This is a genomic window from Candidatus Caldatribacterium sp. (assembly GCA_014359405.1).
GTDB lineage: Bacteria > Atribacterota > Atribacteria > Atribacterales > Caldatribacteriaceae > Caldatribacterium > Caldatribacterium oleiphilum.
This window is the reverse complement of record JACIZN010000110.1, coordinates 1-6,135: the sequence shown is the minus strand read 5'-3', so window position 1 is coordinate 6,135 and position 6,135 is coordinate 1. Positions and strand designations below refer to the sequence as shown.

The following is a 6,135-nucleotide window of genomic DNA, read 5'->3' as shown; positions in this document are numbered from 1 at the left end:
TTCTCTGCATCTATGTTGCCATCGGGCAGCGCCTGGCCAACATCACCCAGGTCGTTGAGGTTCTTCGAAAGTTCAAAGCCCTCGAGTACACCATTGTTGTGGCAACTTCCGCCGAAGACCCTCCAGCTCTCGTCTACCTTGCTCCATACGCCGGATGCGCCATGGGGGAGTACTTCATGGAGCAGGGAGAAGATGTCCTCATCGTGTACGATGATCTCACCAAACACGCCGTGGCCTACCGGTCGCTGTCTCTTCTTCTTCGCCGCCCCCCAGGACGGGAGTCCTACCCTGGCGACATTTTCTACATCCATTCGAGTCTTCTTGAGCGGAGTGCTCAGCTCTCTGAGTCCCGAGGTGGAGGGTCGATGACTGCTCTGCCCATCGTCGAAACCCAGGAAGGTGACATCGCCTCGTACATCCCCACGAATATCATCTCCATCACCGACGGGCAGATATACTTAGCAACGGAGCTCTATAACCGGGGATTCTTCCCGGCCATCAACATCGGTCTTTCGGTCTCCCGGGTGGGTGGTGAAGCTCAAACCCCCATCATGAAGAAGGTGGCCCGGCGTCTGCGCCTTGATCTTGCCCAGTACTTTGAGCTCGAGGAGTTCGCCCGTTTCGGCGCAGACCTTGACGAGGTTACCCGCCGGCAACTCGACCACGGGAAGAGAATCCTTGAGCTTTTGACCCAGACGTACTTTGCCCCTCTTCCTCTCGGTATCGAAATTTGCGAAGTCTTTGCCGCTACCCAGGGGATTCTCGATGCCATTCCTATCGAGAAAGTGAAACTCTGGGAACAGGAGCTCATTGAGTACCTGAAGAGAGAGCATGGACCTCTCCTTGAACGCCTTGAAAGGGAGCGGGACCTCACGCATGATCTCGAGGAAGAGATGCGAAAGGTCTTGGTGAGCTTTACCGAGAAGTTCCTCGAGGAGGTAAGGTGATGGCAAAGCTTGCTCAATTGAAACGCCAAATAGCCCTTGTGCGGGAGATCCAGCGCATCACGAACACCATGAAGACCATTTCTGCTGCTCGCTGGAGAATGGGCAAGAACGCCCTTGAGAAAGCCCGGGCTTTCGGAAAAGAACTCGAGCGAATGCTTGCCATTCTCGGGCCACAGGATACTCCCCCTGAGCACAGAAAGCTCCTCCTTGTCGGTCTTTTTCCCGACCGGGGTCTTGTGGGAGGCTTCAGCACCATCCTTGCCCAGGAGATACTCCGTTTCCTCGAAAATCAGAAGTTTTCCTCAACTAAAATCATCGTCCTCGGAACTCAGGGAAAAAGAGCTCTGAAGGCCCTCGAGAAGGACATAGTTGCTTTCCATCCCCTTCCCGTGCACCAGATGCCCCACTACCGGGACGTTCGCGACCTGGTGTATGAGGTCTTCCGAATGCAGAAAGAAGGGCTCTTCACACACCTTTTTGTGGGCTTCATGCAGTACGTGTCCATAAGCGAGAGAAGACCCCGTGTGGAGCAGATCCTTCCCTTCGAGAAAGGTATTCCCATGGTGCGGGAAAGGTACCTCCTTTTGAGCGATGTTGGGAGCCTCTACTCCTCCCTCCTTTTCGAGTACGTCGCCGGAAAACTCTACGAAGCTCTTGCCGAAAACTTCATGAGCGAGCAGGCTGCCCGCTTCATTCTCATGGACACGGCCACAACCCATGCCCAGGAAACACTCGATACCCTCCTCCTTCTCTACGCCAAGAAGCGCCAGGAGAGAATCACCCAGGAACTCAACGAAGTTACAGGTGCTGCGGAAGCCCTGCGAGCTCAAGCGAGGTGAGAGCCTATGAGCGAAGGAGTTGTGGAACAGGTTATTGGACAGGTTGTGGACGTGCGCTTCCCTCGGCAGGCAACACCTCCCATCCACAATGCCCTTTTTGTCCCGCAGCGGAACACCCAGGGTTTCGGAGAACCTCTCGTCCTTGAGGTCCACAGCCATCTTGAAGAGGGCCTTGTCCGCTCTATCGCCATTCAGGACACCACAGGACTCGAGCGAGGGGTGAAGGTCCTTGATACCGGTGAGCCCATTAAAGTTCCGGTGGGAAAGGAAACCCTGGAACGGATGTTCAACGTTTTAGGAGAACCGATTGACGGGAAAGGACCGGTTCGGGCAAGAGCAAAGCATTCCATTCACCGCCCTGCCCCACCTCTCACAGAAAGAATCGCCTCAACTGAGGTCTTCGAAACGGGTATAAAAATCATCGATCTTCTCTGTCCCTATGTTCGAGGGGGGAAAACGGGGCTTTTTGGTGGAGCGGGAGTCGGGAAAACCGTCCTCATCATGGAGCTCATCCACCGCACGGCAACCACGCACCGGGGGGTTTCGGTCTTTGCAGGGGTGGGGGAGCGAGTCCGGGAGGGAAATGAGCTCTGGCTCCAGATGCAAAAAAGCGGTGTCCTGAACCACACCGTCTTAGTCTTCGGACAGATGAATGAACCTCCTGGAGCCCGTTTCAGGGTTGCCCTGACAGCCCTCACCATGGCGGAGTTCTTCCGGGATGTCCTCGCCCAGGATGTGCTCCTTTTCATCGACAACGTCTTCCGTTACGTTCAGGCAGGGGCGGAGGTCTCTGCTCTTCTTGGTCGTATTCCCTCTGCTGTCGGGTACCAGCCGACTCTGGCTGAGGAAATCGGGATGATTGAGGAGCGAATTGCCTCCACCGTGAACGGTTCCATAACCTCGGTGCAGGCCATTTATGTCCCCGCTGATGATCTCACCGACCCTGCTCCGGCAACGACTTTCGCTCACCTTGATGCCGTCACCGTACTCTCGCGAAAGCTCTTCGAGCAGGGCTTTTACCCGGCAGTGGACCCTCTGCAATCCACCTCGAGAGCCCTTGACCCGGCCATCGCGGGTGAGCGGCACGTTCGCCTTGCCCAGGAGGTTCGAAAATACATCGCCCACTACTTAGAGCTCCAGGATATCATTGCCATCCTTGGAGTCGAGGAGCTCTCCGAAGAGGACAAGCTCATCGTGAACCGAACCCGAAAGCTCCAGCGTTTCCTGACGCAGCCCTTCTTCGCCGCCGAAACCTTCACGGGAATCCCAGGGGAATTCGTCCCTCGAGAAGAGACCCTCAAAGGGGTGGAAATGATTCTCAATGGAGAGTGCGACGACTGGCCGGAACAGGCCTTCTACATGACGGGGACCATCGCTCAAGTTGAGGCAAAAGCAAAGGAGCTCAAGCGCCTGTGAGGACGATGACTCTTGTGATCATCACCCCTGAACGGGAAATAACCATCCCCGAGGTTCGCTCCCTCATCTTTGAATGCCCCGACGGGAAACGAGGAGTGCTTCCGGGACATGCTCGGGCTTTGTTTGAGCTCCCCATCGGAGTTTTGTACTGCCGAAAGGAAAACGGGGAGGAGCTCTACTTCGCCTTAGGGGGTGGGGTTGCGGAAGTCACTCCCGAGAAAGTGACGGTTCTCGTCCACAGCGCCGAAGAAGCTCACGAAATCGATGTGGCCCGGGCCCAGGAAGCAGCGCGACGGGCCGAGATCCGACTCAGGGAAAAAGCCGCAAATGTTGACTTTGCCCGTGCCCAGATGGCGCTTCTTCGGTCCCTTGCCCGTCTGCGGGCTGCTGCTCATCTTTCCCGAGAGTCCAAGAAAGCTACTCGGGGATGAATTCCTCAAAGGTTCCAGGAAGACCGAAGAACGCGGCCAGCACCTCAATCATGCGTTCAGCCGCTCTTCCGTCACCGAAGACGAACTTCCTCTCCCTCTCTTTCCCCTCTTCCAGAAGGGTCCTCACCTCTTGAACGATGGCCTCCTCGTTGCACCCGGAGAGCACTCCAAGGCCGCACTCGAGGACCTCCGGACGTTCTGTAGTGTCCCTTGTAACCACGACGGGAACCCCCAACGCCGTCGCCTCCTCCTGAACCCCTCCGGAATCGCTCACCACAACCCGACTTCGGGCAAGGAGGCGCACGAAATCCGGATACGGAAGGGAATCAAGAAGGAACACCCGGGGAACACCAGAGAGCACCGGTAGCACCCTCTCCCGGACCCGGGGATTCGGATGGAGAGGAAAGAAGACCTTCACGTCCTCCCGCTCAAGGACAATTCTCCGGATGGCCCGGGCAACTCCTTCAATTCCTTCCCCCCAGTTCTCCCGCCGGTGCGCCGTAACCGTGATGATGGTTCCCCCACAAGCCTCCTCCCTGAGGAGGGGGTGAGTGAAAGAGGGATACGCCTCAAGGACACCAAAGAGGGCATCAACGACTGTATTCCCGGTGACGAAAATGCGCTCCTTTGGAATTCCCTCCTTCAGGAGGTTTTCCCGCGCCCGTGGTGTGGGGGCAAAGTGCATATCGGCGAGGCGTCCAATGAGAACCCGATTCATCTCTTCGGGAAAGGGACTGTACTTACTGAAGGAGCGAAGACCCGCCTCCACGTGGGCGCAGGGGATCTTCAGGTAGAAAGCCGCCATTGCTCCGCAGAGCGCCGAAGTCGTGTCTCCCTGGACAACCACAAGGTCGGGACGGTCTTTCGTAAAGACTCCCTCAAGACCCTCAAGGATTCGGGAGGTGAGGTAGAAGAGCGACTGTCCTTCCACCATGACTCCAAGATCGTACCGGGGGGAAATTCGAAAGACCTCAAAAAAGGATGCCGCCATTTCCCGATGCTGCCCGGTGTGGACAACCCAGGGAAAGAATTCTTTTCTCCTCTCGAGGGCACGAATGAGGGGAGCAAGCTTCACAATCTCGGGTCTTGTTCCAAGAACAAAAGCCACACTAATGCCGGACAAGGGGCTTTTTCTCCTTTGGAAGTTCCGTGACTTTGAGGTTCCTCCCAAGGCTTAAGAAGAAGAGAACCACAAGGAAAAAGAGAAGAAGGGAGTAGGTGCTATTCGCCAGAAAAGTATTCACGAAAATGGCTATTCCACCACAGAGACCACTGAGGCCGTAGAAAATGGTGAGCACCTCGCGTTTAGAGTACCCCCGCTCGAGGAGGCGGTGGTGGAGGTGCCCCCGATCCGGAGAAGAGATGGGGAGACGGTTCTTTTTGCGGCGCACGATGGCAAAGAGGGTGTCGAAAATCGGAACGCCAAGGATAATGGCAGGAAGCACGAGGGTGAACGCCGCGGCGCTCTTCACCGCCCCCTGCACGGAAATGGCCGCAAGCATCCCCCCAAGGAAGAGCGCTCCCCCATCCCCGAGGAAAATCCTTGCGGGAGGAAAGTTGTAGGGGAGAAAGCCAAGGACAGCCCCCACAAGGAGGAAGGAAAAAAGCGCCGGCTCAACCCTTCCCTCCTGGAGGGCAATGATTCCCAAGGTGAAGCCGGCGATGGCCCCCACTCCCCCCGAAAGCCCGTCAAGCCCATCGATGAGGTTCAAGGCATTGGAAATCCCCACAATCCAAAAAAGCGTGAGAGGATACCCAAACCACCCCAAGTACACCACGTGGCTCCAGGGAAGGGTGAAAAAGCGGATAACCACACCCCCCAGAAGGAGGAAGCAAGCTCCAAGGCACTGGCCGGCGAACTTCTCCCAGGGCGGAAGGGAGAGGAAATCATCCAAAAGCCCGGTGGCAAAAATCACCCCCACACCAAGGAGGAAAAAGGGCGAAAGGGGAAGGGAGAGGGCGAAAGCAAGGAATATGAAACTCAAAAGGAAAGCCCCAAAAACCGCAAGCCCCCCAAGGCGCGAGATGGGCCGATCGTGGATTTTACGTTCCCCATCGGGGAGATCAAAGCACCCCCGGCGCTCGCTGAAGCGGATGACAAGGGGCACAAGCCCTAAGGACAAAAGAAAAGCCAAGAAGGGGAAAAAGAGCGCTTCACGGAGCATCGCTCTGTCCTCCCGAGAATACCGTAACCTCAATGCCTGCTTCTTTGAGGAGTTCTTCTGAGAGGGGGTCGGGATAGGGGTTCTCGTAGACAATCCGGACAATCCCGGCATTGATGAGCATCTTCACGCAGAGGATGCAGGGTTTATGAGTGCAGTAGAGCGTGGCTCCTTTTGTGCTCACCCCGTAGAGAGCCGCCTGGATGATGACGTTCTGCTCGGCATGGAGCCCCCGGCAGAGCTCGTGCATCTGCCCGGAGGGGATGTTCTTCACGTTCCGGAGGCAGGTCTCTTCGGTGCAGTGGGCAACTCCCGTGGGGGCACCGTTGTAGCCGGTGGC

7 protein-coding genes are annotated in these 6,135 nt (G+C 56.7%); 4 read left to right on the top strand and 3 right to left on the bottom strand.

Features of this window, described 5'->3' with window-relative positions; all coding sequences use genetic code 11:
• From H5U36_08365 to atpC, 4 genes are all read left to right on the top strand, one after another.
• Positions 1-947: F0F1 ATP synthase subunit alpha (locus H5U36_08365; GenBank protein ID MBC7218132.1), on the top strand; the 947-nt coding region annotated here is incomplete at its 5' end.
• Positions 947-1,786 carry a F0F1 ATP synthase subunit gamma gene (locus H5U36_08360; GenBank protein MBC7218131.1) on the top strand — a complete coding sequence of 280 codons (840 nt, stop codon included), beginning with the start codon at positions 947-949 and terminating at the stop codon, positions 1,784-1,786. The genes H5U36_08365 and H5U36_08360, both read left to right, overlap by 1 nt.
• A 6-nt stretch (positions 1,787-1,792) precedes the next feature.
• Positions 1,793-3,202 (top strand): F0F1 ATP synthase subunit beta, encoded by a 1,410-nt coding sequence (locus tag H5U36_08355; GenBank protein ID MBC7218130.1) that lies wholly within the window; start codon positions 1,793-1,795, stop codon positions 3,200-3,202.
• A gap of 5 nt (positions 3,203-3,207) precedes the next feature.
• The gene (gene atpC, locus H5U36_08350; protein ID MBC7218129.1) at positions 3,208-3,633 is read left to right on the top strand and encodes an ATP synthase F1 subunit epsilon; all 426 of its coding nucleotides are present in this window, start codon (positions 3,208-3,210) and stop codon (positions 3,631-3,633) included.
• Here atpC and wecB read toward each other — a convergent pair.
• The 3 genes from wecB to H5U36_08335 all read right to left on the bottom strand — a co-directional run.
• On the bottom strand, positions 3,620-4,747 hold the full coding sequence (gene wecB, locus H5U36_08345) for a UDP-N-acetylglucosamine 2-epimerase (non-hydrolyzing) (GenBank protein MBC7218128.1): 1,128 nt from the start codon (positions 4,745-4,747) through the stop codon (positions 3,620-3,622). The two genes, atpC and wecB, sit on opposite strands and share 14 nt — an antisense overlap.
• Positions 4,743-5,798: an undecaprenyl/decaprenyl-phosphate alpha-N-acetylglucosaminyl 1-phosphate transferase gene (locus H5U36_08340; GenBank protein MBC7218127.1), complete on the bottom strand. Its 1,056-nt coding sequence runs from the start codon at positions 5,796-5,798 to the stop codon at positions 4,743-4,745. Before H5U36_08340 ends, wecB begins: the two co-directional genes overlap by 5 nt.
• Positions 5,788-6,135: cytidine deaminase (locus H5U36_08335; GenBank protein ID MBC7218126.1), on the bottom strand; the 348-nt coding region annotated here is incomplete at its 5' end. The genes H5U36_08335 and H5U36_08340, both read right to left, overlap by 11 nt.